Source organism: Noviherbaspirillum soli (assembly GCF_015352955.1).
Lineage (GTDB): Bacteria > Pseudomonadota > Gammaproteobacteria > Burkholderiales > Burkholderiaceae_D > Noviherbaspirillum_A > Noviherbaspirillum_A soli.
The window spans coordinates 435,367-461,213 of the sequence record NZ_JACYOX010000001.1; the positions used below are offsets into that span (position 1 = coordinate 435,367).

Genomic DNA, 25,847 nt, shown 5'->3' on the forward strand with positions numbered 1-25,847 from the left:
GGGAAGCGCCAACCTCGCCGGCCGACCTCTCCTATAATGTCCGGCATAAGAACGACATCATGGAGACAGCCGCATGCAGTCACCCATACAGCCACGCCCGGCAGGGCTGCGGCCCTTAACGCTTGCCTCACCCGGCTCCCACCGCATTGCCCGGCCAGGCGCGGGCCAACAGGGGCAACAGGGGCAACAGCATGGCGCCTGAACAGGCCGGGACACGGGCCGCCATCATGAGCGGCAACGACGGCATCAGCCGCCGCGGATGGGCAATGATTGCCGCCGGTGCGCTGGTGATCATGGTGGTCGTGGTGTTTGCGCGACTGGCCTATGGCTTCATTCTTCCCTTCATGCGCGCCGCGCTGGGCCTGAGCTATCAGCAGGCCGGCACACTGGGCACGGCCAGCGCGCTGGGCTACCTGGTGCTGATCATGGTGGCCGGCATGGCGGCCGCGCGCTGGGGCGGCCGCGCCGCCGTGCTGTGCGGCGTGGCAATGACGGCAGCCGGCTTCAGCGGGCTGGCGCTGGCCTCGGATTACCGCATGTTGATGGGACTGATGGCGCTGCTGGGCTTTGGCACCGCATTCAGCTACACCCCGGTGATCTCCCTGCTGGCCGGCTGGTTTCCGCAACGGCGCGGCGCCGTGATCGGCATTGCCAACAGCGGCGTTGGCCTTGGCCTGCTGATCACGGGCGCGCTGGTGCCCTATCTGAATACCGCCTTGGGCGAGAATGGCTGGCGCATGGCATGGGCGCTGTTTGCCGCCACCGCGCTGATGGCGCTGACGGCGGCATTCTTCCTTCTTCGTAACCCGGCATCCAGCAGCGCCGCCGGCAAGCGGCAGGTCGACAAGGCCCGCGTATTCCGCGACCGCCATGTGATTACGGTCGGCCTGCTGTACGGCATCGTCGGCATCACCTACATCGTGCAGGCGGTCTTCATGTACAGCTTCGCGCTGGAAGCGGGCCTGTCGGCGCTGACCGCCGGCAAGCTGGCCGCGGCCAGCGGCATCCTGTCGATCTTTGCGAGTCCCTGCTGGGGCTGGCTGTCGGACCGCTACGGCCGCCCGGCTGTCCTGCGCATCTGCGTCAGCCTGACCCTTGTGGCGACCCTGATCCCGGTGATCTGGCCGGTGCTGGGCGGCTTCGCGGCGCATTTCCTGGTGGTGGGATGCACCCTGTCCGGCATGTTCAGCGCCATCCTCGCCGCCTCCACCGAAACGGTGGCGCCGCATGAGGCGCCGCTGGCGGTGAGCTTCGTGACCCTGTTCTATGCGGTCGGCCAGTTCGCCGGCCCGGCGGCGGCCGGCCTGCTGATCGAGCATGCGGGTGGATTCCGGGCCGCCTTTGCCGCAACCTGCATGGTGCTGGCAGCGGGTGTCGTGCTGACGCTGCGGCTGGGCAGGAGCCAAGCGCGGCCATGATGCGCGCCATCAATTGGCAAGGCGGAATTTTACTGTCGCGCCGTGGCTCCAACGGATGCTCATGCACAGATCAAGGAGAGGACCATGGCAATCAGCACCGCGCAACTGGAACAGATGACAGAAAGGCTGCAGGCGCTCAAGTCGTACCTGGCGCGCCGTGAGCAGTCGCCGGACGCGCCGATGGACATGAACGACCCGGCGGTGGAAATGGCGGCCGCATGCGAGTTCCCGCTGCCCGGCAGGCTGACCGGCCGCACGCTGGCGGAGGAAGTGGACCGAAAGATCGCCAACGTCGACGTGCTGATGGCGCGCGCACGCGAGCACGAGGCGCTGCCGCCGGAGATGCGCGCCGCTGCCGACCAGGAAAACACCCTGATGGTGGAGGACTACAAGGACGGCGGCGTTGCCGATGAAGCTGATGACGCCGGTGACGCCGGTCACGCCGGTCACGCCAATGGCGCCGAAGATCAGAGGCCATAGTGCGACGCAGCCGGCCGCGCAAGGCAGCATGCGCCATGCGCCATGCGCCATGCGCCATGCGCTGCCTGAGGCTTGAAGCGATCCGGCGTCCACGCTATCCGTCAAGCGGCGCCGCCCCTCAGCGCCGCCCGGCCTTGCGCTCTCTTTCATCGCGCTGCGCCGGCACCGCCCGCTTGGGCGCATCGGCCTGATGCCGGTCCGGCAGGAGGTATGATCCGGGCGATGCCAGCAAGCGCCGCAGCACGGCGCCTGACACCCGGCGTCTGCTCGCCGCAGGCACCGCTCGCGCATGCAATGCCAGGCTGAATGCGCAGGCGAATGCGACCGCCACGTTCATCAGTCCCGATACCACGACCCCGGCTGCCGCCAGCCAGAACGCAGGGTCCGTCAATGCAGGCCAGCCCAGGCTGGCCGCGGCTGCTGCAAGCGCCGCCGCATCCAGGGTGACATGCCGCACCTGGAATGGCAGGCCGAAGAAGGTTGCGAAAGGCGGAGCCAACCCGAGCAGCGCCGCCAGTGCGATGCTGCCCGCGATATCGGCCACGTGCCGTTCCAGCCAGCCTGCAAGGCGTTGCGCCCTGCCCGGGCCAAGCGCGTAGACGAGGCGGCGCTGGTGCGCCAGCGCATCGCGCAGCCGGTGCAGCGCAAACCAGTTGTCGGCAAACCCGGAAGCCAGGCCGGCCAGCCACAGCAGCACGCCAGTGCCAGCCGCATACAGCGGCGCCGGGCCGACCAGGCCAAGCCGCTCGATCAGGAAGCCGGCCCGCGCCGTGGACATCAGCGGCGTGCCGCTCAAGTAAGCGACGCCAACAGCAAGCAGCAGCATGACCGGCACCACGGCGGCGAGATTGCCAAGCACGCCGGCGGCCTGCGCGCGCAGCAGGCGCGCCACCTGCGTCATCAGTCCGCGCAAGCCTTCGACCGTATCCAGCGCGCCCATCCTGGCCCCGAGCGCTGGCGTCGTGACGGCCGGCTGGCGCGCCCCGAACTGGCCGCCGCACGCCGAGATGGCGAGCAGCCAGATGCCAAGCGGAATCGCAACCGACATCCCGCCAAAGAAACCGTCAAAGCCCGTCAGCGCCCCCGGCACGCCCTGCTGCAACAGCACCAGCAAGGCCAGCAGCGCGCCACCCACGGCCCCCGAGCGCCAGGCCGCACGGTACTGGCCGGCATTCTCGACCATGTGGCGCTCGCCATGCCTGCCTTGCCGCTCGACGATCTTGCGGCCCACCAGCGACAGGCTGCGGCTCGCCAGGCCGGTCACGGACGGCCTCTGGCCATGCTGCGCGGATAGCAGGTCGGCCAGCATGGCCTGCAGCGCGGCGCCGCCCTGCCCGCCCTGCACGGCGCCGCGCAGCGCAATCAGGCTGGCCATGCGATCGAGCTGCGAGCGCATGCGCTCGACCTGGGACACCAGCGCAACTGATACGCCGTGTTCATCGAGCTCGGCATAGATGCTGTCGGTCTGCGCCCGGCACACCGCGATCAGCATGCGCACGCTGCGCAGCGCGGCTTCATCCTGTCCAGGCGCATGCAGGTAACGTTCGAGTTCGCGCCGCAGCGCCATGAAAGGCGTTGCCTGGACCGGCATGCGCGGCGGCAGGCGGCGCCTGAATTCCGCGCCGGTGCCGGCTGCGATGACGGCAGTGGCCAGGTGCTGCATGGCCTCGTCGATCTGCTGCAGGTAGCCGTGGGATATCGCGTCGTCGGCAATCAGGCGCCACAGGCGGGAAGCCGTCGCCGCGTCCAGTTCGCGCAGCAACAGCGCATCGGACGGGCGGGGAAACATCGCGCACAGCAGCGCGCCCATGTCATGCCGCGCCGGCGGCCGCGGCAGCAGCATCTGCATCGTGCGCGACGCAAGCTCGGCCAGCACGGCCGGCTCGCGCTGCATGCCGGTCTCGGCAAACAGCTCGGGACCGATCGCCTCGCGCAGGGTCTTCTGGATCGCCGTCTGCGCCAGCCGGCGCACGTCGCGATGGCTGTCCAGCCAGTCCAGCAGGAACACCAGCCGGCCCTGGCGGCCATCGCCGTCGCGCAGCAGGCGGCGGCTGTCATGCCGAAGCCACTCGGCCACGTCGATCATCCAGTTGGCGCGCTCGCTCCAGCCGGCGAACGGGTTGGCACGCCGCATCAGCTGTTCCACCTGCACCGCGCGCCGCACAGTGCGGTGACGCGAGGACGTGCCGCGGCGCAGCCTGCGCCATACAGCCCAGGCCCGCAATACAAACATTTTCATCAAACTCCCTGGCATTTCATGCCGGCAGGAAGGCATGGCATTCGTTTCGGGCCATGCCAGCAACATCAAAGCAACGCGTTCAACTAATGCGCTCTATTAACGCGTTCGGTTGCCGGATACCTGCCAACTGTTTCTCGCTTATACTCGTCCCTATCTTTTTTTCATGACGACGAGACATCATGCGACCAGACACACGGTTCAAAGGTTCCCAGAACTATGTAGCCACCGACGACCTGAAACTTGCGGTCAATGCGGCCATGACGCTGCAGCGTCCGCTGCTGATCAAGGGCGAGCCCGGCACCGGCAAGACCATGCTGGCCGAGGAAGTGGCCGCTGCGCTGGACATGCCGCTGATGCAATGGCATATCAAGTCCACCACCAAGGCGCAGCAGGGTCTGTATGAATACGATGCCGTGTCCCGTCTGCGCGATTCGCAGCTTGGCGACGAACGCGTCAAGGACATCCATAACTACATCGTCAAGGGCGTCCTGTGGCAGGCCTTCACCGCCAACGAGCGCGTGGTGCTGCTGATCGACGAGATCGACAAGGCCGACATCGAGTTCCCCAACGACCTGCTGCGCGAACTCGACCGCATGGAATTTTATGTCTATGAAACCCGCGAGATGGTGCAGGCCAAGCACAGGCCGCTGGTGATCATCACTTCCAACAACGAGAAGGAACTGCCGGACGCCTTCCTGCGCCGCTGCTTCTTCCACTACATCAAGTTCCCGGACAAGGACACGATGGCCGAGATCGTCGAGGTGCACTTCCCGGACCTGAAGAAGGAACTGCTGGCCAAGGCGCTGGAGACCTTCTACGAAGTGCGCGACGTCGCCGGCCTGAAGAAGAAGCCATCCACCTCCGAACTGCTGGACTGGCTCAAGCTGCTGCTGGCCGAGGACATTCCGCCGGAAGCATTGCGCGCCAAGGACCCGAAGAGCGCCGTGCCGCCGCTGCATGGCGCGCTGCTGAAGAACGAGCAGGACGTGCACCTGTTCGAGCGCCTGGTCTTCATGTCGCGCAATAACCGCTGAGGCAGGCATGGTTTTCATCGAGCCGGTGACGCTGTCGGGCCGCCATGCGCGGCTGGAGCCGCTGGCCATGATGCACCATGACGCGCTGGTGGAAGCGGCGTCCGATGGCGAACTCTGGAAGCTCTGGTACACCTCGGTGCCGGCGCCGCAGGCCATGCGCGCATGGATCGAGGCCGCGCTCGCCATGCGCAGCCAGCATGCGCTGCCCTTCGTCATCCGCGACATGCGCGATGACAGCATCGTCGGCAGCAGCCGCTATTTCAATGTCGACCTCCTCAACAGGCGGCTCGAGATCGGCCATACCTGGCATGCGCAACGGGCTCAGCGCACCGGCATCAACACCGAAGCCAAGCTGCTGTTGCTGGGCCATGCCTTCGAAACGCTGCAATGCATCGCGGTGGAATTCCGCACCCACTGGATGAACCACCAGTCGCGCGAGGCGATTGCACGGCTGGGCGCGAAGCAGGACGGCGTGCTGCGGCAGCATCAGCGCATGGCCGATGGCAGCCTGCGCGATACCGTGGTGTTTTCCATCATTGACGCTGAATGGCCGACCGTGAAGCGCCATTTGCAATACAAACTCGAACGGTAGGACATCATGCTGATCGATTTTTTCTTTACCCTCAAAGACGCCAAGATTCCCGTCTCGATCAAGGAATACCTGATCCTGATGGAAGCCATGCAGAAGCAGGTCATTGCGCCATCGCTGGATGAGTTCTATTACCTCTCGCGCATGACGCTGGTCAAGGACGAGGCCCATTACGACAAGTTCGACAAGGCCTTCGGCATGTACTTCAAGGGCGTCGACACCCTGTTTGAAAAGCATCCGGAAATCCCCCTGGACTGGCTGATGAAGCGCATCGAGCGCGAGCTCACGCCCGAGCAGCGCGCGGCGATCGAGAAGTTCGGCTATGACAAGCTGATGGACCGGCTCAAGGAATTGCTGGCCGAGCAGAAGGAACGCCATGAAGGCGGCAACAAGTGGATAGGCACCGGCGGCACCTCGCCCTTCGGCAACGGCGGCGAGAACCCGGAAGGCATACGCATCGGCGGCGAAGGCGGCAAGCGCAGCGCGGTCAAGGTGTGGGAGTCGCGCGCCTTCCGCGACTACGACAGCGAACGCGAGCTCGGCACCCGCAACATCAAGGTCGCATTGCGCCGCCTGCGCAAGTTCGCGCGCGAAGGCGCGGAGGAAGAGCTGGCGCTGGACGACACGATACGCGCCACCGCCAACAATGCCGGCTACCTCGACATCAAGATGCAGCCCGAGCGCAAGAACAACATCAAGGTGCTGATGCTGCTGGACGTTGGCGGCACGATGGACGATCACATCACCCGCACCGAGGAACTGTTCTCGGCTTCCAAGACCGAGTTCAAGAACATGGAGTTCTACTACTTCCACAACTGCGTCTACGACTACCTGTGGAAGAACAACCGGCGCCGCCATGCGGAACGTTTCCCGACCTGGGACGTACTGCGCAAGTACACGCCGGACACCAAGCTGATCTTCGTCGGCGACGCCACCATGAGCCCGTACGAGATCCTGCAGCCGGGCGGCTCGGTGGAGTACAACAACGAGGAAGCCGGCGCGGAGTGGCTGCAGCGCTTCACCCACATGTTCCCGAAGTTCATCTGGCTCAACCCGGAGCCGGAAGGCCTGTGGCAGTACCGGCAATCGATCGCCGTGATCAGGCAAATCATGAATAACCGCATGTTCCCGCTGACCATCGATGGGCTCGAACGCGGCATGCGGCTGCTGAGCAAGTAAGGCAACAACCGTTCCCGCGCCGCCACGGCGGCCGGGAGCGCCCCCTCTCTTTCAACGCACGCAGTCATCGTTCCGCGCGCGCTTCCAAACTGAACTATCTTCTTTATTCCGGCACTACCGTGTCCATGTCGCCATGCTTGACGTATCGAAAGTGAAGCAATCGACTCTTGATGATGCGTAATAAGCTGTGACATTTCCATGCCGCGGTCAGCATACCGTTAATCGATAGCAGCGCCGCTGAGCGACCGCTGCGCCAGGCCCGCCCCTTGTCCAGGGGCAGCCTGGCGCAGGCCGGGACGTCTTGCGCTGCAAGAGGAAGCGGTGGCTGAAGCATTAAGCCAGACGCGGCATCACAGGCGCGCAACGCCTCCCCGCCAAGGTAAGCATGGCAGGCTCGACAGTGCTCAGGCGCTCCTGATGCAACACGAGCGCTTGCGGCATGGAGGCAAATCATGAACGCAGAAAACAATTACTTCCGGGAGCCATTATGTTGAAGACCATTGCTGCCAGAGCCGCGCAGCCAAAGCTGATTTACCACGGAAAGTGCCTGTCAGCCAAGCTCCGCAACGGCCGTTTCTCTGTCAGGGCGCGCGGCGCGCCATCCGCCTTTTCCGACTGGCATGAATTGCGAGCTTCTGTGCCGCATCGTACGTACTGGCGCAGCACTTTCGCCTCGTCAACGGCAGTTGCGGATTCAAGCGGCAACAAGAATGCGCAAGGAACCATCAGGCTGGACTACCAGGAATTGAAGCGAATCGAGGACAAAAAAGAAATCTTTCCGCCGCCGGATTTCGACAGAAACGCATTGAAGGAAAAGTATCTGCACAAGAAGCCGGCGCTTCATCTGGTGCAAGCGTTTTCGAAGCACATGGCAGTGAAAGAGAAAGCGTCCGACACACTGCGCACGGTATCCGACAAATCTCTCTCCGAGCACTTGCTCGCCAGCGTCGATGCCCTGGCAGGCGCCGACAAGGTGATGATTTTCTGCGGCAGGAACACCACGGAAGGCAAGCTGACGGTGGGTAGTGCTGTGAGTGCTGCGATCGCGGCTTATGCACTCCACCTTTGCTACAAGACCCCTATCATCGTTTGCGATGCGCCTAACAGGAAGCTGATCGAAACGCTTCTGACCGCCAGGCATCCGGAATTCGGCCCATATGTGCGATACATACCCATTACGGAAGTCAATGGTCAGTTGGTGAGGAGACTGCACAAGGAATTCAACCGACATGCGCCCGACCTCTCGATTTACATTGATATACCGGGGCGCAATGGTGCCGGTGATTACCTGGATGCAGACGGCAGCAGCATTAGTCTGCTCAATGTCGCGCTCGACCAGGCCCTCAACATGCAGAACCTGATGAAGATTTCCTCGATTGCCATCTGCGACAGCATTGGCAATGCGGGATTCCCCGCATTGGGTTCGCTTGACGAACCGGGAGATGCCGCAGCGGTAATTCGCGCCACACACGCCTTGGTCGTACACGACGTGGTGCAAGGCACCCTGGGGCTAATGGAGTTGCTCTGCAGCGCTTGCCTAGATGCGCAAGCCTACCAGCCCGACTGGCTTGCCACCGCCCTCGACACGGCAGCCGGGCTAACCGAAAACGGTGAGCTCAAAGCGCCAGTACCGCGCTCCGGCACCCTTCAGCAAAGCACATGGACGCCGAAAGCCCATGTGCCCATCACAACCGAGCACTCGACGGTTCAACAACTCTCCGCCTTTCATAAACTGACTGGGGGCCGGCGAATCACATGGACGGAATCGATAGAGAAGGCAAAGCTGGAGGGGCCCAAAGTCCGTCATGCCGTTCTTTACGATTCCAGCGATGGCGTCCTGATCGCCGCCAATGACTTTATTCGATACATCAGGGCGCGTTCCAATTTCGTCCTCAAGGTCGATGCCGTAGCTGACCATGCCAAGGCCTCCTACGGGACGCATAGTCATGAACGCCTTTTTGAAATCGTGGTGGACGGCGTTGCCTTCTCTGCGAAACTCAAGGCCGACGTCATCGTCATGGTCTGCAACACTGCTTGCACGGTCGATCTCGATAGCGTGAAGGAGGCGGTGACGAAATGGCTGGAAGGCCACGGCATCCGCGGCTACCAGGTTCACATCATTGATCTGCTCAAAACCGTCGCCGCCGCGGTGATTGAATTCGGAGGATCAAAGCCAACGCTGCTCGCCACCGAAGCCACCAGCGAGAGTGGCGCCTATCCCCGGGTGATCAATGAGGCGGCGGAACGTGCCGGAACGGACTTGCCGGAAATTACTGTCATCGGCTGCGGCAACAGGAATGCCCGCCCCAACAAGGATCTGGCTCACCTGGTGAACAAGCTGGCGCATTTGAAAGACAAGACAAGCATTGCTTATACCGAGTTGGAACGCGAAGTGGAACGCTATGTCGACCTCATCCCGCTGGATTCCACATCGATCTGGCTTTGCTGCACTCACTTCCCGGCACTGCTTGAACTTTTCAGAAAGCATCTCAACAGGCGCCTCAAGAATGCCGGGCTGCCGGAGGACAGCATTCCTATCATGGACCCGCTAGTTGCACAGGCTGAAGCAACCATCCGTTTCCTCAAGGAACAGGAACCCGTCGAAAGCAAGGACTACCGGGCCATTCAGGATTTTCGCGTATTGACCACCGGGATCCGGGAAGAGGTGGCTGCTTCCACTTCCGTCCACATCGGGAAGGAGGGTGTGCCCCTGTTCACAGTCAACTTTCCGAACGTGACCATCCTGCCTGCTCCCTCGCCCAGAGCACAGCCGGCGCCGAAGGGTGATCGAGGGGCAAGCTGATGCCCCCTGTGGATTTATTCATCACGGCCCCGCAACAGACGCAATTAGCGAGCGCAGCAGCGCCTATCCATGCAGCGGATGCCCGACGCATTTTCAGCGAGGCGAATCCGCTTGTCCGCCGGTGCCTCATGCAACGGGTGGCGCGCGCCCATGACATGAATGCAGCACAACGCTAAATCGGAGGAATAAATATGTTAAGGACCATTGTCGCAAGAGGCACCCATGCCATGCCGGCTCGCCGGAGCCTATCCCCGGCAGTGATGCCGAGTGCCGCCAGATTCCTGGCGCGGCCACACAGTAAGCCATCCGCGTTCACTGACCGGCGTGAACTGGCGTCTCCTTCGCCAAGGCGTCAGTTTCATTCAAGCCCACTCATCTTTTCCGCGACGCCCACGGTCAACCTTGACGACAAAATACGAATCGCAATTCTGGAGGAGGGTAAAACATATCCGCCGCCGAAAGCTACTGACGAAAAGCTTCTTGAAACATACAAAAAATCCGCGAAGGGTTTAATAGAAAAGGTAAGAACGCAGCTTCTTGACTCACGCTTTTTCCTTGACAAGAAAGCGCATTTACAGCCGGCGTGCAAAGCATCACTGGAAGCCAATTTCTTGCCGATTTTTCATCGGATAGCAAATGCGGACAAGGTGATGATTTTTTGCGGCCGGAACACGGCTGAAGGAAAACTGACGGTTGAAAGTCCTGTCAGCGCAGCCATCGCCGCCTATGCTCTTTACAAATGCCACAAGGTCGCGATCATCGTGAGCGATGAACCGAACAAGCGACTAATACAACTGCTACTGACCGAGCTCGACAAAAAATGCGCGAAATTCATCACCTACCTTCCTATTAATCAGGTCAACGGCACCCTGCTTTCCACCCTGTCCAGGCAGATCGCCAGCCGCAAGCCAGACGTTACCTTGTACATCGATATACCCGGACGCAATAAGGATGGTGATTATCTCGACGAGATGGGACGTTCGATCGCGCTGTCAAATGTCGCATTTGATCAGGCTTTGAATCTGCAGAATGCGCAGGGAGCGGAAGCTATCGCGATCTGTAGCGGGATCAACAGCGGCGGCTATCCGGCGGATGAAGCAGTGGCCGATATCAGTCAGAAAGACGATGAGACTTGCTCCATAGTGTCAGCGAGCCACTCGCTGGTGCTACCGGATGTCGTTGCCGGAACGCTGTCGCTCATGGGACTGGTCAGCGCGGCGTGTACCGACATGGAAGTGTGCAGCACCGCGCAAGTCCAGACACTGCTTTCCATGGCTGCCGAGAAGACCGAAGAAAAAGCGCTGCAAGCGCCTGTATTACGCAAGATGAGCAAGCCCCGCCCTCCCTGGCAGCCAGGCGTGCCTGACAGGGTCACTGAAGACCACCCTACACTTCGGTTCCTCAAATCGCTCCATGAAGTAATTGACGCCAGCCATGTGATGTGGCCTGCCTCGGTCGAAAAAATCAAGTTTTACGGACCTGACATCCGCCATGTGACCATGTTTGATTCGAGCGACGGCGTTCTGATCGGAACAGAAGATTTTATCGGCTATATGAGGGCGCGCTCCAATTTCCACGTCAAGGTTAACGCCGTGGCTGATCACGCCAGGTCCCCTTATGGCAGATACTTGTCCGACGATCTTTTCACCATAGTCGTCAACGGGCTTGCCTTCTGTGCCTCTCTCCAGGGAGACGCAATCGTCATGGTGTGCAACACCGCTTGCACCGTAGGACTGGGTCGCGTCAAGGTCGTCGTTGAAAAATGGCTTGCCGAGATGGGCATGCATTACAAGGTCGAGATCATCGACCTGATCGAAACCGTTGCAGCCGCAATCCTCGATGAAGGCGGCCCTCACCCCGTCCTGCTTGCCACCCAGGCCACGGCGGAATCCCACGCCTATCCCCGGGCGGTCGAGGCCTTGGCCGAAAAAACAGGTAGGGTAGCGCCTCCAATCACAGTAATTGGGTGTGGCAACCGGAACATTAGTCCTCCAGACGACTGGGCAACGTTTGTCAACATCGGCGCCCATGATCCCAGCCACCCTGAACATAACGCTTTTCTCTTTGCGATGAAAACCTATGCCTACCAGATTCCTCTGAACGCCACTTCAATCTGGTTATGCTGCACGCACTTTCCTGTGTTGGAACCATTCATCAGGCACTTTCTAAATGAACGTCTCGAAGCCAATAACATGCCCCGAGACAGCATACATATCTTCAATACCCTGTCCTATCAAGCGGATGCAACGATCGCCCACCTGGATAGGACAAAAGCATTAAAGGGCAAGGATTATGCCGCGTTGCACGATCTTGAGGTATTGACAACTGGATGGCGTGGTGATGTTAGTAAATCGGTGACGAGGTATTTCGACAATACAAACCCGCCGCTGGTATTTCAAGTTGCATTTCCCCAAGTGCCGCTTGGCCAAGGAAGTGCCACTCCCCTTAATTAACAAACCGAAGCAGACGGCAACCCGGCGCATGGGTTGCCGTCTGGATTACCCTACATTGTTCAAATTCTTCAACTAAGCTTGTCTCTGCAAACCTATTTGCTGGTTTCCCGCCTGCTATCGACACACACAATACCCAAGTTTTACTGTATAAAACAACAGTCTTCTTGCTATAATTTCGTTATTGAGCAAGGCTCCCGCTAATTCGAAGTTCGCCCCAAGCCTTGTATTTCATTAGAATGCAGGCATTTTGCACCGGCAAGTTGAATTCGCCGGCCCCGGCGCTTCCCTGTCTTTCACTGCTTCCCACCGAATGGCAACCAAAAAGAACCAAATTTCCGACTACAGCGAATCATCGATCCGCGTTCTCAAAGGCCTGGAGCCGGTCAAGCAACGGCCCGGCATGTACACCCGCACCGAGAATCCGCTGCATATCATCCAGGAAGTCATCGACAACGCCTCCGACGAAGCGCTCGGCGGGCATTGCCGCAACATCGTGGTGACATTGCGTGCCGACGGCGGCATCAGCGTCGATGATGACGGTCGCGGCATTCCGGTCGGCCTGCATCCCGAGGAAAAAGTGCCGACGGTCGAAATCGTGTTCACCCGGCTCCATGCCGGCGGCAAGTTCGACAAGGGCAGCGGTGGCGCGTATGCATTCTCCGGCGGTCTGCATGGCGTTGGCGTGTCGGTCACGAATGCGCTGTCGTCGCGCCTGGAGATCACGGTCTGGCGCGAGGGCAAGGTGCATCAGCTCGCCTTCGCCGACGGCGACCTGGTCGAGCCGCTGACCTCCCGGTCACCCACCCGCGAAGACAAGAAATCCGGCACCCGCGTCACCGCCTGGCCCAATCCGCAGTACTTCGATTCCTCCGCGATTCCGCAGGCCGAACTGCAGCGCCTGCTGCGCTCCAAGGCGGTGCTGCTGCCTGGCGTGAAAGTCACGCTGGTCCACGAGCGCACCGGCGAGAGCCAGACCTGGCAATACGACCAGGGCCTGCGCGGCTACCTGACCGAATCGCTGGCGCAGGGCTCGAATGCGGACCTGGTGATTCCGCTGTTCGAGGGCGAGCAATACGCCGGCCGCGATGCCGAGGGCTTTGCCGAGGGCGAAGGCGCGGCCTGGGTGGTGGCCTGGACCGAGGACGGCAACGTGATGCGCGAGTCCTATGTGAACCTGATTCCGACCCCGGCCGGCGGCACCCATGAGTCCGGCCTGCGCGAAGGCCTCTTTGGCGCGGTGAAGAATTTCGTCGAGATGCATGCGCTGCTGCCCAAGGGCGTGAAGCTGCTGCCGGAGGACGTGTTCGCCCGCACCTCCTTCGTGCTGTCGGCCAAGGTGCTGGACCCGCAGTTCCAGGGCCAGATCAAGGAGCGCCTGAACTCGCGCGACGCGGTGCGCCTGGTGGCGGGCTTTTGCCGGCCGCCGCTGGAACTGTGGCTGAACCAGCATGTGGACTATGGCAGGAAGCTGGCCGAGCTGGTGATCCGCCAGGCCCAGACCCGGCTGCGCTCGGCGCAGAAGGTGGAAAAGAAGAAGTCCTCCGGCGTGGCGGTGTTGCCGGGCAAGCTGACCGATTGCGAGTCGAGCGACGTGTCCCGCAACGAGCTGTTCCTGGTCGAGGGCGACTCGGCCGGCGGCTCGGCCAAGATGGGCCGCGACAAGGAATTCCAGGCCATCCTGCCGCTGCGCGGCAAGGTGCTGAACGCCTGGGAGACCGAGCGCGACAGGCTGTTCGCCAACAACGAGATCCATGACATCGCGGTGGCGATCGGCGTCGACCCGCACGGCAAGCATGACAACCCCGACCTGTCCGGGCTGCGCTATGGCCGCATCTGCATCCTGTCCGACGCCGACGTCGACGGCGCCCACATCCAGGTGCTGCTGCTGACGCTGTTCTTCCGCCATTTCCCCAAGCTGATCGACCGCGGCCATATCTGCGTTGCGCGGCCGCCGCTGTACCGGGTGGATGCGCCGGCGCGCGGCAAGAAGCCGGTGCAGAAGCTGTATGCGCTGGACGACGGCGAACTGACGGCGATCGAGGACAAGCTGCGCAAGGACGGCATCAAGGATGGCGGCTGGGCGATTTCCCGCTTCAAGGGCCTGGGCGAGATGAATGCCGAGCAGCTGTGGGAAACAACGATGAACCCGGACACCCGGCGCCTGCTGCCGGTGGCGCTGGGCGACTTCGATCTGGAGGCTTCGGAAGCGCGCTTCAACATGCTCATGGGCAAAGGCGAGGCGTCGGCCCGCCGGCTCTGGTTGGAAGAGCATGGCAACGAAGCCGAGGCCGACATCTGATGCGATGGGTCGCGCTGCTCTGCGGAATGGCGCTGGCCTGCGCGACACAGCTCGCGCGGGCCGACATTTATGGCTATATCGATGCCGACGGCAATGCCCATTTCGCCACGGACAAGCTTGATGAGCGGTACCAGCTGTTCATGCGCGGCGACGGCGCGTTCGATTCGCGCGAGCTGACGGCGCCGGCGCCGCAGGCCGCGCCGGCCGATGGATTGCAGCGCTACCTGTCGCAGCATCCCAACCTGAAGCGCTTCGAGCCGCTGCTCGCGCAGGCGGCGCATGAATTTGCGGTGGAGCTGCCGCTGTTGAAGGCGGTGATGGCGGCGGAGTCGGGCTTCAATCCCGATGCAGTGTCGCCCAGGGGCGCGATCGGCCTGATGCAGGTCATGCCGGCCACTGCGGAACGCTATGGCCTGCAGGGCGACCAGCGCAAGAGCCTTGCCGACAAGCTGTTCGACCCGAAGACCAATATCCGGCTGGCGGCGCGCTACCTGCGCGACCTGATGCGCCTCTTCCCAGACCAGCTGGCGCTGGTGCTGGCGTCCTATAACGCCGGCGAGGGCGCGGTGCAGAAGTACCGCAACACAATTCCGCCGTATCCGGAAACCCGCAATTACGTGAAGCTGGTGACCCAGTTCTACCAGCTCTACAACCCGGTGCCCGCAGCGCCCGCCAGGGCCGACCAGCCGGCCGGCGCAGGCAACCGGGTCACCCTGACCCTGCCCGGCCGCGGCAACCTGCCGACCCGGCCGGCAAACAATCAATAAGCCTGACAACGACATGACTGAACAAGCCAATCTGTTTGAAGCCGCGCCCGCCAATGACGGCGAGTCGCTGACCCTGGCCACCTTTGCCGAGCGCGCCTATCTCGACTACGCGGTATCGGTGGTCAAGGGCCGCGCCCTGCCCGATGTCTGCGACGGCCAGAAACCGGTGCAGCGGCGCATCCTGTATGCGATGCACGAGCTGGGCCTGTCGGCCGCGGCCAAGCCGCGCAAGTCTGCCGCGGTGGTCGGCGATGTGCTGGGCAAGCTGCATCCGCACGGCGACCAGTCGGTCTACGATGCGCTGGTGCGCATGGCGCAGGACTTCTCGTTGCGCTACCCGCTGATCGACGGCCAGGGCAACTTCGGCTCGCGCGACGGCGACGGCGCGGCGGCGATGCGCTACACCGAGGCGCGCCTGACGCCGATCTCGCGCCTGCTGCTCGATGAAATCAACATGGGCACGGTGGACTTCCAGCCCAACTATGACGGCTCGACCGAGGAGCCGCGCCTGCTGCCGGCGCGCCTGCCCTTCCTGCTGTTGAACGGCGCCTCCGGCATCGCGGTCGGCATGGCAACCGAAGTGCCTTCCCACAACCTGCGCGAAGTCGCGCAGGCCGCGGTGGCCCTGATCCGCAATCCCAAGCTGAGCCATGCGGAACTGATGGCCATCATCCCGGGCCCGGACTATCCGGGCGGCGGCCAGATCATCACCTCGCCGACACAGATCGCCGACATCTATGCCAGCGGCCGCGGCAGCCTGAAGGTGCGGGCGCGCTGGAAGATCGAAGACCTGGCCCGCGGCCAATGGCAGGCGGTGGTGACCGAACTGCCGCCGGGCTGCTCGGCGCAGCGGGTGCTGGAGGAAATCGAGGAGCTGACCAATCCCAAGGTCAAGCTGGGCAAGAAGGCGCTGCTGCCGGAACAGCTGGCGATGAAGCAGACCGTGCTGTCGCTGCTGGATACGGTGCGCGACGAGTCCGGCCGCGACGCGCCGGTGCGCCTGGTGTTCGAGCCCAAGAGCAAGAACCAGGACCAAACCGAGTTCATGCACACCCTCTTGGCGCACACCTCGCTGGAATCGGGCGCCGCGATCAACCTGGTGATGATAGGCGGCGACGGCCGGCCGCGGCAGAAGTCGCTGATGCAGATCCTCAACGAATGGATCGCGTTTCGCTTCACCACCATCACCCGCCGCACCAATTTCCGGCTGCAGAAAGTGGACGACCGCATCCATATCCTGGAAGGCCGGGAAGCGGTGCTGCTCAACATCGATGAAGTCATCCGCATCATCCGCCAGTCGGACGAACCCAAGCCGGCGCTGATGGATGCGTTCCGGCTGTCGGAGCGCCAGGCCGACGACATTCTTGAAATCCGGCTGCGCCAGCTGGCGCGCCTGGAGGCGATCAAGATCCAGCAGGAACTGGCCGAGCTGCGCAAGGAAAAATCCACCTTGCAGGACCTTCTTGAAAACCCGTCGTCGATGAAGCGCCTGGTGATCCGCGAGATCGAAGCCGATGGCAAGGCCTTCGGCGACAACCGCCGCACGCTGATCGAGGAAGCCGAACGCGCCACCGCCGAGCAGAAGCTGGTCGACGAGCCGGTGACGGTGATCATCTCCCAGCGCGGCTGGGTGCGCGCCCGCGGCGGCCATGGCCATGATGCCGCCCAGTTCACCTTCAAGGCCGGCGACGCGCTGTATGCCGCCTATGAGTGCCGCACGGTGGACCACCTGGTGGCGCTGGGCTCGAACGGCCGCTCCTACTCGGTGCCGGTGGCGGCGCTGCCCGGCGCCCGCGGCGACGGCGTGCCGGTCACGACCCTGGTCGACGTGGCCAGCGGCAGCCGGCTGCTGCATTACTATGCCGGCCCGGCCGACACGCCGCTGCTGCTGGCGTCCACCGCCGGCTTCGGCTTTGCCGCCAAGGCCGGCGACCTGGTCAGCCGCAACCGCAACGGCAAGGCCTTCATGACGCTGGAAGCGGGCGACGAGCCGCTGGCGCCCAAAATTATTGCCGACAAGGCCAGCGCGCTTGCCTGCCTGTCCGAGAAGGGACGCCTGCTGGTGTTTGGCCTGGATGAAGTCAAGACATTGACCGGCGGCCGCGGCGTGATCCTGATGGAACTGGAGCCCAAGGAAAAGCTGCTGGCGGCACAACCCATCAGCCAGCGCGGCGTGATCGTGACCGGCATCGGCCGCGGCGGCAAGGCGCAGGAACTGGGGCTGTCCGCCAGCGGGCTGGCGCCGCATATCGGCAAGCGGGCCCGCAAGGGAAAGGCGCTGGAGTCGAAGATCAAGGCGGCCGGGCTGACGGCGCAGTAAAACCCGGGCAATGCGTCAGGCTCGCGCAGCAGGCTTGACGCGCCTTGATGTCCTTCCTTCCGCCACGCAGGCTCTTACCCTCGCGCGAGCTTTTCCAGCAGGCTGGCGTCCCGGTTTTCCTGCGCATGGATCAATAAGTCCAGAACGTACGAGGAATAGCGCTGCTCGTCCTGGCGCATCAGGGCGAGCAGCGCTTCGAACACCATGGGGGAGCGCTTGGCAAGCATTACTGGCAAGCCTGGAAACAGTTGATTGTCGCGCAAGCCCTTGAGCACCTCCGCGGCGCAATGATGATCCGCCATCCAGTCAAGCTGCGACAGCCATGCGAACACCACCTCTTCTGTAGCGCCTTCCTTCATGCCACGCGAAATCAGTTTCGCCGGCGAGGCGTTCGGGTCATGCATCTGCAGTATTCCTATTGCCAGCCATGGACTGCTTGACATTGCCAGAGCGAGGCACTGCTTCAGCAGCGCCAGCTTGGCGGCCGGATCGACCGCCGGCATCAGATGGAGGAACAAGGGCTCCTCGTCATGCATGGCCGCCCATCGCAGTCCTTCGGCCAGCAGGCGCGGCTGGCCGCGCAGCACGTTGTCCAAATTGAGCCTGAACCGCTCTCCCTGGGCGCACAGGCTGGAAATGCTTTCGAGCAGGCAGTGCAGGTTTGTCGCGCCGCCTTGTCCGGCCTCCAGGATATCCATCTCCCTGACGATCGTGACTGCGCTCAGGACACGCTGGTACATCTGCGCGCCGCTGCGGCCCGAGCGCTCCCTCATGCCGCGCAGCGACGGATGTTGCGCCAAAAGTTCATCCATTGCCGGCAAGTTGCAGCGCTCGGCGCGCGCGACGAAGACGTTCTCGATCTTGATCTTTTGCCGCTGCGATTGCGCGCCGCGGACGACTGGCTGACGCATGGCGCAAGCCAGTGCGTGCAAGTCCTTGCGTGCTCCCGCAATACGCGCCTGATCGCCATTGCCGCGTTCCAGGCTGGCGATCAGGTGATCGTGCCGTGCCTGCGCCGACGTGCGGGGTGCGCCTGCCACTACGGCGCGCCTGAACCTGCCGCCGACGCAGCCAAGCATGTCGCCCGTCACGCCCAGCATGCGCGCGGCAATATACGCCGGCTCCAGGCAAGCAGCGCTGCCCCTGACCTCCCCGATGTAGGCGCACAAGTCCGTGATCGCGGTGACGGCATTGTGATTCGCCCCCCCTTGCGCCAGGAATGGGTGATGGTGGGCCCGGTTTGCCATAACGGCCGCTCCGGGACGTAGTGATCGCGCACCCTTCCGCTTTGCTGCCAGATGGCATGAATCGTACCTTTCCAGGCAGGCCGCGGCGGGCCGGAATCCGTCGAGGGCGGCGTATGCGCCCAGTGGATCAGTTCCAGGGCGGGTATCACGCGCCCGTCTTCGGTGACCTGCACTGTTTCACCGTCAGTGCTTGCGAAGCAGGCCAGAAGCTGCGTATGCGGTCCCAATGCATCGCTGAGATACAGGTCTTTCATCACGTTAATCACGTTATTTTGCTGCGCATAGTCGCTCGTGGTTTCAATGACGCTGAACTTCAATCCAGCGTGCGTTGCGGCGGCTGTGATTGCTTCCAGGTCTTCCATGCGCTGCCCCGGGCCCCAGAGAATCACGACGTCCATAGGCTCGAATTGATTCTCAGCACCCATATGGGGTGCCGGCTGCGGCGCTGGAAGCGCTGCCCAAATCATTGTGACTGCCGGGTCCCGGCGCCCTTAAGGATTAAATGCTGCTGCTGACTAACATGAAATCGTACCTTGATGATGGATTAAAAAATGTGCTGGAAGGCGTTGGCTGTTTGCGCCATGCCGCGCATCGGCGCTTGCCCGGGTCCGTGCAGTCAGCACCCGAATGCATCCGGACAGGCACTGACGGGGCAGGCCGCTCCGCTGGACTGGTCTGCAGCGGGCGTCTGCCACACGCGTGCGGCGCGATACGATCAGCCCGGCCTGCATGGCACGGCGCCATGCGGCGAAAAAGGGAAGCGCAAGAACCTGCCTTACGAATCGAGCCTCTGCACCGCGCGCTTGGCGGAAAGCGGCTTGCCGCGCAGCGCCTGCTTCTGCCAGAAGCCGCTGGTGGCCAACTCGGCAAAGCCGGCATCGAACCCGTTTTTCGCGGCCAGTTCGACCGGCGTGATGCGTTGTGAGCGGATCGCAGCATCGGCGTTCGCACCCGCCAGGACCCTGACCAGCGCCAGCGATTTGCCCTCCACGGCGTAATGCAGCGCAGTATTGCCATGGTGGTCGGCCTGATTCACATCAGCGCCGTTCTCCAGCAGGGTGGCCGCCAGTTGCGGTGCATCGATCAGGCAGGCCAGGTGCAGTGGCGGCATGGATTCATTGCTGCATGAGCGGATCAGCGCCGCGTTGCCGAACGGCGCCGGGCCTGCCGTCTGGTAAAGGGCGGCGAACATCCTGGCGTCGCCCTGGGCGCATGCGCGCTGCAGCAGCACGGCCGCATGGCCAGGCTCCTGCACGATGCGGCGCACTGCAGCCGCAAGCAGGCGGCTCCGCGGGTCCTGGCATGTGCCCGTGGGCACGGCTGGCGACGGCGCCGTCGCGCGGCGGCTTCTGCCACTGACAGGGGCGCCATTGAAATCGGCCATCTGGGCACGCCCTGCGATGCCTGCGCTTTCGCTGCCGGGTTCCCCGGCTGGAAGCCGTACCGCCTTTTCCGTGCGACGGCAGTTTTTGCGGGCCCTGGACGCCAGCTTCTCATAGCGCTTGCGACGGCCGGAATCGACGGAAGCATCAAGCGGCTTTCCGAATGCGCTGGTCACGTCAACCAGCGGCGGCACGTCGCTGAAAAGTTCGGCAATCGTGTCCAGTCCGCCATTGCGCACCTGCTCATGCATGATGCGGGACAGATTTTCCTCAAGGAGCAGCGAATCCGGCCGGACATCCTCCCGCGACATTGCCTCGACAGCGCGGTGCAGGGCATCCTGGTCAGCCACCGCCAAGGCGGCGTCATGCGACCGCGCCACCGCCAGTTGCCGCAGCCGTCCCGGCAGAAAGGCGGGCATTGCCTCCACGACGGATCGTGCCGGCTCCAGCACGATGGGCGAGCGGATTTCTCCTCCCGCCAGGGTCACGGGCACTGCCGCCGTCCGCCCCACCCAGGCCAGCAGCGCGGTGGGGGAAAAGACGGCCTCGGTCCGATGCAGATGAATGAATTCGCAGATGCTGCGTACGGCCTGGGCCGTTTCCGAAACGCCGTGGCGGGTCATATTGCCGTAGATGAGATTGGGACCATATTCCTGCGCATCATCCGATTCGGCGATCAGTTCGCCCAGGCTTCCAGCGCCGCAGCTCAGCATATGGATCATGCCGTTCCACGGCAAGCGCTCCCCGGTCGCCGGGTCGGTGTGCTTGCCCAGACGCAGCCACTTGAGCAAGATCAGCGTGTCGTCCTGCCGGGTCTGCTCCTCCCCCTCCGCACCCGGTCCGCGGCAGATCGTCTTGATCTGATGCTTGCCGGACTGGTTCATGCCATGGCCCATCACGATGAGCTGGGTGGCAGGGCCCAGCGCGCCGCTGGCGTGGACCTCGTCCATTGTCGCGGCGTTGAAATCATCGCTGTCGGTGTGGATCATGCGCAGGGACAGTCCCAGGGAGCGGCACTGGACGGCCAGGCACCTGGCCACACGCTCCATGCGCGGGCCGACGATGGCGACTATGTGTTTTTCCCGGGAAGACGCCCGATCGGGCGGCGTGGTGATGGAGATGACGGGCAGGAGATCGCTGTGGGTGTTGTGATGTCGTAGAGATGTTGGAAGTGCCATTGCTCGGTGCTTGATACGGTGTTTAAAACGCTTGCGCGGCGGGACCAGTTTCCTGCCAGGGGCGGCGTGATGGACACGTCGCCAGCAGCATTTAACTGATGACCGCCCTCCGTAACCGATATTTATTTATTTGTTCGCTTATAGATTAAAAACGACGCATCCAGAGGAATGATCCCGGCAGGTCCGGGCCAGGCTTGCCAAGGGAAAGGTATCGCGCAGCAGGCGAAAAAAAACGGCGGCCGTTTCACCGGCCGCCGTTCAATGACATGGACGCTCGTCAGCTGCGCGCCGCGATCAGCCTGGCCAGCTTCTGCACCCCGATGCGAATCTGCTCCGGCGGCACCGTCACGAAGCTCAGACGCATCGTGTTCGAGGCCGGCGTGTTGGCATAGAACGGCGCGCCCGGCACGAAGGCGACGTTTTCCGCGACCGCCGCCTCGAGCAGCTCCATGCTGTTGATATGCGCCGGCAGCGTGACCCAGATGAACATGCCGCCTTGCGGACGGGTCCAGGTGGCGCTGGCCGGGAAGAATTCCTGCAGCGCGTCCAGCATGGCCTGGCACTGGTCGGCGTAGAGCTGGCGTATGGTCGGGATATGCTCTGAGAGGAAGCCGTCCTTGACCACTTCATGCACCACCATCTGGGTCAGCTGCGCGGTATGCAGGTCGGTCGCCTGCTTGGCCTGCTCCAGCTTCCTGGCCAGCGGCACCGGCGCCACCGCGTAACCGAGGCGGATGCCGGGGGTCAGCACCTTCGAGAACGAGCCCATGTAGACCACGCCGCCGGGGTTCATGTTCAGCAGCTTGGGCAGCGGCTCGCCGTTATAGCTCAGGGCGCCGTAGGGGTCGTCCTCGATCAGCGGTATGCCCAGGCGGGCACAGGTTTCCACCAGCGCCGCGCGACGCTCCAGCGTCATGCTGCGGCCGGTCGGGTTCTGGAAATTGGGCAGCGAGTACAGCAGGCGCGCGCCCTGCCCGACGGCTTCCAGGTCGGCCGGCACCAGGCCATCGTCATCGGTGGCCACCGACACGAACTGCGGCCGGTACACCGAGAATGCCTGCAATGCCCCCAGGTAGCTGGGCGTTTCCACAAGCACCTTGCTGCCTTCGTCGATCAGCACCTTGCCCAGCAGGTCCAGGCCCTGCTGCGAGCCCGACAGCATCAGCACCTGTTCCGGCACGATCTTCGAATCGGGGGTGGAAAGCGAGTCGGCGATCCATTCCCGCAGTGGCGCATAGCCGTCGCTCGGGCCGTACTGCAGCGCGACCTTGCCGGCGCGCGTCAGCACGGCGTCATAGGCTTCCCGCATGCGCTCGACCGGGAAGGTCAGCGGCGACGGCAGGCCGCCGGCGAAGGAGATGATTTCCGGGCGCATCGTGATCTTCAGGATTTCACGGATGGCGGAGCTTTGCAGCTGCTCGGCGCGTTGCGAGAACTGCCACTGGATGGGGTTGGGATTTTCGATTTTCATGCTGGGAAAGTGGAATGCGGGAGATTCGGTATGCTGTCAGGCCAGTTCAGCGATCAGTTCAATTTCTACGCAGGCGCCTAGCGGAATCTGCGCCACGCCGAAGGCTGACCGGGCATGACGACCAGCGTCGCCAAAGACCTCGACCAGAAGCTCCGAGGCGCCGTTGGTCACCAGGTGCTGCTCGGTATAGTCGGGAGTGGAATTCACCAGGCTCATGACCTTGACGATGCGCTTGACACGATCAAGGTCGCCCCCGCACGCAGCCTGCAGGGTAGCCATCAGGTCGATCGCCACCGCGCGTGCCGCCTGCTTGCCCTCTTCCGTTCCCATGGTCTTGCCCAGCTGGCCTACCCACACCTTGCCGTCCTTCTTGGCGATGTGGCCGGAGACAAATACCGTGTTGCCAGTCTGGGCGTACATGACATAGGCAGCGGCCGGCGAGGCGACGGCTGGCAAGTCGATGTTCAGGGCCTTGAGTTTTTCGTAAAACGACATGCAAGCTCCGTATGTGCAATGGTTCAGGGAAGGAATTTTACTCTGAAAGCAGAGCCGGCTCGCTGTTCTGTTATCGCACATGCAAGCGCTTCGCCCCTTCACCGGCACACTGGCGCCAAGTTTTTTCTATCCTGTCGAAGCAGACCCGTGTCGCCCCTGATCTACGCGCGCCAGCACATTCCGGGCACCGCCCTCGTCGAACCAGCCGTAACAGCGGACGACAGAGGCGGCCTCATCTCTGCACAGTGCCGATCCGGCGTTCCCGAAGATATCAAGGCTTCCCGCCGACGGGACCATCCCAGCTGGCGCGGTTCTTGGCCAGCGCCTTCGCAAACCGCTCCTCGGCCTTGGCACGCTCTGCCTCGTAACGGGCCGCGTCCCTGGGTGGATTGCGTGGCACGTGCGGCGGGATCACGCCGGGCGTGCCAGGCGCGGCAGTCGATTCGCCGCCGATGCCGCCGATGGCCAGGAACGAGGCCGGATGGCGCCGCACGGTCCCGTTCTCATCCCGTACGTAGCCGACTTCATCCATGCGGTCGAACAACCGGGGATCCGTGTCCGGCATCAGGCCAGCCGCAAACAGGACGCGGCCTGCCTCGCTGATGCGGCGCGTGGTGTCGAATGCCGTCCCCGCCGGCAGGTCGACACTGTCGCCCGCCATCAGGGCGCGCACGGTCAACTCCAGGCAGTTGTTGACGTAATGGCCGTAAGCGTCGGCGGCATCGATCCCCGGCGGCAGGATGTTGGGTTCCTGCGCGAAGCGCCCCTTCAGGAGGGCATCGACATGCGCATCCCGAACCGCCATCCCGCGCGCCAGGCTGGCCTTGACTTCTCCCGTGTGCAGGCAGGGATCGGCGGCATACAGCCATTGCTTGCCCTTCAGCCCCAGTCCCTCGGCGGCGAGGCGGTCGTTGAATGCCTGCAGCGCGGCAAAAGCGCGCAGCCTGGTAAAGATCGCACTCGGCGGACCAGTGCGTTCATACGATGCGCGCACCGGCAGCACCTCCGGCATGCCCATCCCGGTGCCCTTGAGCATGGCCTCATGGAGCTGGGTGGTGTCATAGGTGTTGGATGGCACCCCCAGAGCCGCCGGCATCAGTCCGTCAACCGGCTTGTCCTTGCCGATCACAATCGATTCCTGGTGGTTGATCGTGATCTCGCCCTGTGGGCTGGCCGCCAGGACCGAGATATGGGTGATGCCGGCATAGGTGTCCTGATGCCACATGACCGCAGCCACGCCCTGCCCCGGCACGCATTCCCGCAATCGTTGTCCCAGCTGTCCAAAGAAGGACAGGCCCCACGACCGGTCATCCCGCGAATCGAAGATATCCCGGAAGATCAGTCCCTTCACCTCCAGCTCGCCGGCAAGGCGGGAGAACACCTTGTCGTCCAGTCCCAGGGCGGCGCGAAAATCCTGATAGAAACGCGTGTTGGCCAGGCCGGTGCCCGGGGCCGCTGCCAATGCCAATGCTGGCGGCTGGTAACGGAAACTGATTTCTCCCTTCGGGTCTGGCCAGAATGCGCCTTGCACGAGCTCGAACAGGGTGTGGGCGTCATTCGCATGCTGCAAGGCCGCCCGAAACGGCTTGAGGTAGGGATTCTCGCCGCCCAGCAGGATAGCGATGTCATCCAGCAGCGGTTTCATGAAGTCGACACTGTCCGGCGCGCCGCGCGGGACAGTGCCGTCGGCCAGAAAGCGCAGGACTTCGTCGCGTGTCCACAGCGGCTTGTCGACGATCATGCTGCTGCCGCCGGTCGAGTGATTTTCGCCCTGGCCGGCGATGGCCCGCATCACGGCGGCCAGCAGGACCGGCGACAGCTCGCCCAGATCATGCGACTGAGCATGCAGCGGATCGGGAGAAGAGCCAGCCCGGGGGCCAAAGGCCGGGGCGGCAGGCCGCTGCGCATTGGCGTGGGTTATGCCATGCACGTTCCGGCTGGCGCGCACGCTTTCCGGCTCACAGTTCGCCGCCGCGTGCCGCAGGTAAGCGTGCGGCATGGTGTCGGGAATGGTCTCGAATTCGTGCTCCCAATGATGCTCTTCGACGATTGCGGGAAATCCGTGCAGGACGCTGTTGCGCTGGGCCTGTTCCGCAGCCCGCCCCGAGCCCTTGACGATTAGTCGCTGCAGCACACGCGCTTCCAGTGGCGAAAAACTCGCTTCCAACGCGCCCGACGCCCTGTTCTGCTGCGGGTCAACCCGGTGCAGTGTGATTGACCGCCTCGGCACGCATGCCGCAAACGGCAGGCGGGTGCGCACGGGACAGGAAAACCGGGGAAGGCGCGCCGGCGTCTGAAGCCGTGCGGACTTGATATTGTGGCGAACGCAATGTACGGCAGATAGCATGGGCAATTTCCTTTTAGTCTGGAAGTTCTCTGCTTGAACCTCCTGCGGCTTGGCATTTTTCCACACGTGCAGGCGGCAACTTTATTCCCCGCCAATATCAGGAATGCGCATTTCCGCCGCTTGCGGTTACACCAATGCGTCTTGGG

General features: G+C 63.1%; 16 protein-coding genes. 10 read left to right on the forward strand and 6 right to left on the reverse strand.

The annotated features are described in order from the left end of the window. The first annotated feature begins 191 nt into the window (after positions 1–191). Both IGW04_RS01920 and IGW04_RS01925 read left to right on the forward strand, forming a co-directional pair. On the forward strand, positions 192–1,418 hold the full coding sequence (locus IGW04_RS01920) for an MFS transporter (protein ID WP_228526746.1): 1,227 nt from the start codon (positions 192–194) through the stop codon (positions 1,416–1,418). A gap of 84 nt (positions 1,419–1,502) precedes the next feature. Further along, on the forward strand, positions 1,503–1,898 hold the full coding sequence (locus IGW04_RS01925; RefSeq protein ID WP_194711311.1) for a hypothetical protein: 396 nt from the start codon (positions 1,503–1,505) through the stop codon (positions 1,896–1,898). A gap of 118 nt (positions 1,899–2,016) precedes the next feature. Here the strand turns inward: IGW04_RS01925 and IGW04_RS01930 are convergent, their stop codons facing one another. Continuing rightward, on the reverse strand, positions 2,017–4,137 hold the full coding sequence (locus IGW04_RS01930) for a preprotein translocase subunit TatB (RefSeq protein WP_194711312.1): 2,121 nt from the start codon (positions 4,135–4,137) through the stop codon (positions 2,017–2,019). Positions 4,138–4,316: 179 nt separating this feature from the next. On the opposite strand from IGW04_RS01930, the gene IGW04_RS01935 reads away from it, so the two are divergent. The 8 genes from IGW04_RS01935 to parC all read left to right on the forward strand — a co-directional run bounded on the left by IGW04_RS01935 (position 4,317) and on the right by parC (position 17,581). After that, positions 4,317–5,171 carry an AAA family ATPase gene (locus IGW04_RS01935; protein ID WP_194711313.1) on the forward strand — a complete coding sequence of 285 codons (855 nt, stop codon included), beginning with the start codon at positions 4,317–4,319 and terminating at the stop codon, positions 5,169–5,171. Positions 5,172–5,178: 7 nt separating this feature from the next. Further along, positions 5,179–5,763: a GNAT family N-acetyltransferase gene (locus tag IGW04_RS01940; RefSeq protein WP_194711314.1), complete on the forward strand. Its 585-nt coding sequence runs from the start codon at positions 5,179–5,181 to the stop codon at positions 5,761–5,763. Between the two features lie 6 nt (positions 5,764–5,769). Next, positions 5,770–6,939, forward strand: a complete 1,170-nt coding sequence (locus tag IGW04_RS01945) for a vWA domain-containing protein (protein ID WP_194711315.1) — start codon at positions 5,770–5,772, stop codon at positions 6,937–6,939. 487 nt (positions 6,940–7,426) lie between these two features. Then, positions 7,427–9,742: a glutamate cyclase domain-containing protein gene (locus IGW04_RS01950; RefSeq protein WP_194711316.1), complete on the forward strand. Its 2,316-nt coding sequence runs from the start codon at positions 7,427–7,429 to the stop codon at positions 9,740–9,742. 191 nt (positions 9,743–9,933) lie between these two features. Then, complete coding sequence (locus IGW04_RS01955; protein WP_194711317.1) at positions 9,934–12,195, forward strand: glutamate cyclase domain-containing protein; 2,262 nt, start codon at positions 9,934–9,936, stop codon at positions 12,193–12,195. A gap of 310 nt (positions 12,196–12,505) precedes the next feature. After that, on the forward strand, positions 12,506–14,494 hold the full coding sequence (locus IGW04_RS01960; RefSeq protein WP_194711318.1) for a DNA topoisomerase IV subunit B: 1,989 nt from the start codon (positions 12,506–12,508) through the stop codon (positions 14,492–14,494). Next, the gene (locus IGW04_RS01965; RefSeq protein ID WP_194711319.1) at positions 14,494–15,261 is read left to right on the forward strand and encodes a lytic transglycosylase domain-containing protein; all 768 of its coding nucleotides are present in this window, start codon (positions 14,494–14,496) and stop codon (positions 15,259–15,261) included. Before IGW04_RS01960 ends, IGW04_RS01965 begins: the two co-directional genes overlap by 1 nt. A gap of 13 nt (positions 15,262–15,274) precedes the next feature. Next, positions 15,275–17,581, forward strand: a complete 2,307-nt coding sequence (gene parC, locus IGW04_RS01970) for a DNA topoisomerase IV subunit A (protein WP_194711320.1) — start codon at positions 15,275–15,277, stop codon at positions 17,579–17,581. Between the two features lie 74 nt (positions 17,582–17,655). Here the strand turns inward: parC and IGW04_RS01975 are convergent, their stop codons facing one another. The 5 genes from IGW04_RS01975 to IGW04_RS01995 all read right to left on the reverse strand — a co-directional run bounded on the left by IGW04_RS01975 (position 17,656) and on the right by IGW04_RS01995 (position 25,488). Next, positions 17,656–18,828, reverse strand: coding sequence for a hypothetical protein (locus tag IGW04_RS01975; RefSeq protein ID WP_194711321.1), 1,173 nt, complete (start codon positions 18,826–18,828; stop codon positions 17,656–17,658). Between the two features lie 775 nt (positions 18,829–19,603). Next, entirely contained in the window at positions 19,604–21,388 is a 1,785-nt protein-coding gene (locus tag IGW04_RS01980) for an ankyrin repeat domain-containing protein (RefSeq protein WP_194711322.1), read from the reverse strand. A 277-nt stretch (positions 21,389–21,665) separates the two neighbouring features. Then, positions 21,666–22,859 (reverse strand): aminotransferase-like domain-containing protein, encoded by a 1,194-nt coding sequence (locus IGW04_RS01985; protein WP_194711323.1) that lies wholly within the window; start codon positions 22,857–22,859, stop codon positions 21,666–21,668. Positions 22,860–22,895: 36 nt separating this feature from the next. After that, positions 22,896–23,354 carry a RidA family protein gene (locus IGW04_RS01990; protein WP_194711324.1) on the reverse strand — a complete coding sequence of 153 codons (459 nt, stop codon included), beginning with the start codon at positions 23,352–23,354 and terminating at the stop codon, positions 22,896–22,898. Between the two features lie 271 nt (positions 23,355–23,625). After that, the gene (locus tag IGW04_RS01995) at positions 23,626–25,488 is read right to left on the reverse strand and encodes a hypothetical protein (RefSeq protein WP_194711325.1); all 1,863 of its coding nucleotides are present in this window, start codon (positions 25,486–25,488) and stop codon (positions 23,626–23,628) included. Between the last annotated feature and the right edge of the window lie 359 nt (positions 25,489–25,847).

Excerpts from the sequence above, each read along its gene's own strand:
- IGW04_RS01920 (WP_228526746.1), top strand. The coding sequence starts at position 192 with ATGGCGCCTGAACAGGCCGGGACACGGGCCGCCATCATGAGCGGCAAC.
- IGW04_RS01925 (WP_194711311.1), top strand. The coding sequence starts at position 1,503 with ATGGCAATCAGCACCGCGCAACTGGAACAGATGACAGAAAGGCTGCAG.
- IGW04_RS01930 (WP_194711312.1), bottom strand. The coding sequence starts at position 4,137 with ATGAAAATGTTTGTATTGCGGGCCTGGGCTGTATGGCGCAGGCTGCGC.
- IGW04_RS01935 (WP_194711313.1), top strand. The coding sequence starts at position 4,317 with ATGCGACCAGACACACGGTTCAAAGGTTCCCAGAACTATGTAGCCACC.
- IGW04_RS01940 (WP_194711314.1), top strand. The coding sequence starts at position 5,179 with ATGGTTTTCATCGAGCCGGTGACGCTGTCGGGCCGCCATGCGCGGCTG.
- IGW04_RS01945 (WP_194711315.1), top strand. The coding sequence starts at position 5,770 with ATGCTGATCGATTTTTTCTTTACCCTCAAAGACGCCAAGATTCCCGTC.
- IGW04_RS01950 (WP_194711316.1), top strand. The coding sequence starts at position 7,427 with ATGTTGAAGACCATTGCTGCCAGAGCCGCGCAGCCAAAGCTGATTTAC.
- IGW04_RS01955 (WP_194711317.1), top strand. The coding sequence starts at position 9,934 with ATGTTAAGGACCATTGTCGCAAGAGGCACCCATGCCATGCCGGCTCGC.
- IGW04_RS01960 (WP_194711318.1), top strand. The coding sequence starts at position 12,506 with ATGGCAACCAAAAAGAACCAAATTTCCGACTACAGCGAATCATCGATC.
- IGW04_RS01965 (WP_194711319.1), top strand. The coding sequence starts at position 14,494 with ATGCGATGGGTCGCGCTGCTCTGCGGAATGGCGCTGGCCTGCGCGACA.
- parC (WP_194711320.1), top strand. The coding sequence starts at position 15,275 with ATGACTGAACAAGCCAATCTGTTTGAAGCCGCGCCCGCCAATGACGGC.
- IGW04_RS01975 (WP_194711321.1), bottom strand. The coding sequence starts at position 18,828 with ATGGCAAACCGGGCCCACCATCACCCATTCCTGGCGCAAGGGGGGGCG.
- IGW04_RS01980 (WP_194711322.1), bottom strand. The coding sequence starts at position 21,388 with ATGGCACTTCCAACATCTCTACGACATCACAACACCCACAGCGATCTC.
- IGW04_RS01985 (WP_194711323.1), bottom strand. The coding sequence starts at position 22,859 with ATGAAAATCGAAAATCCCAACCCCATCCAGTGGCAGTTCTCGCAACGC.
- IGW04_RS01990 (WP_194711324.1), bottom strand. The coding sequence starts at position 23,354 with ATGTCGTTTTACGAAAAACTCAAGGCCCTGAACATCGACTTGCCAGCC.